Genomic DNA, 1,242 nt, shown 5'->3' with positions numbered 1-1,242 from the left:
GGCGGCCGCGCAGATGTTCAGCGCGGAGACCATGAGCCAGCCGTAGGTCGGCAGGAGCGACATCATCGCCACCGAGACGACCATCACCGAGCCGAGCAGCATCGTCGCGGTAAAGGACACCATGACTAGGCCGAGGAGCATCTCAAACCATTGGACCCCCCATTGCCTCGGCTTGCCGGGGATGCACCAGAGCGTGGCGAACGCGACCCCGCACACCAGGAGCATCAGCGCGCCGATGAGGGACGCCAACGTGGTGAACGCCATCGTGATCGCCAGGGCCGCGAAAATGACGCAGGAGATGATCCCGGCGATCAGGACGCCGATCCGGCCGCCCGGGGTGTGGCCCTGGCGCCACTTCACGGCCTCCTTGCCGACCGTCTCGGTGTTGAGGGTCTTGGCCAGGAAGTCCTCGCGGGCGTCCATGTCGGTGCCGAGCTTGACGACGTCGTCGCCCCAGCGCTGGCAGGCAGCGACCGAACCAAGATCAGCGATGCACCACGGCGTCGCCACGTACGTCCTCCACACGGCGTCGCCCGCGCGCCGGACGGTGTTGTCCTTCTGGTTGCTGCTCCACTTCGGCTCGGGCGTCTTGAACGGCATGGCCGCGTCGTCGCTGCCGGACAGGCCGGCGCCGATGGTGGTCATCGCGACGCTGGCGCCCAACTGCCGCCCGTTGTCGACTCCCTTGACCCAGGTCGCCGGGGCGACGAGGAAGGTCGTGGCGATCGCCGCGGACGCGGCCACCCAGGCGATCTGCCCGAGCGGGGAGCTCTCCGAGCGCTTGGCCCAGGCGATGAACCCGCCGACGGCAACGGCGCAGGGCAGGAAGATCTGCGTCATCGGTCCGGCCGCCGCGCCGATCGCCTTGGAGATCGCGGGCTCGATGCCGGGCAGCTCCACGACGTTGAAGCACCAGCCGACGATGACGACGGTGGCGCGGCCCACCAGCGTGAGGACCTGCATGAGCATGTTCCCGAACCCGTGCAGCCAGCCGTCGATCAGGTCGCCGCCGGTCAGGTCGCTCGAGAGCTGCTTGTCGAGCTGGTACACCTCGGGGCTGTAGGACTCGAACAGCGTGCCCTGGCCCGGGGGCTTGAACGGGGACGGCATCATGTCGCCGATGCCGCCCGGCTTGTAGTCGTCCGGGCCGTCGGCCGCCGCGGCCGGCGCGAACACGGCGAGGGTGGCGAGGATCCCGGCGGTGGGTGCCAGCAGCATCCGCAGCCGGGGCATCGCCAGCCA

Annotated in this window: 1 protein-coding gene; it reads right to left on the bottom strand. The window is 69.6% G+C overall.

The window, feature by feature from the left end:
- On the bottom strand, nucleotides 1-1,176 hold a 1,176-nt coding region (locus GA0115259_RS38530; RefSeq protein ID WP_141716911.1), incomplete at its 3' end, for a hypothetical protein.
- Nucleotides 1,177-1,242: the final 66 nt, after the last annotated feature.

This window comes from Streptomyces sp. MnatMP-M17 (genome assembly GCF_900091995.1).
Lineage (GTDB): Bacteria > Actinomycetota > Actinomycetes > Streptomycetales > Streptomycetaceae > Streptomyces.
The sequence above is the reverse complement of the archived record's forward strand: the minus strand, read 5'-3'. Positions and strand labels throughout refer to the sequence as shown.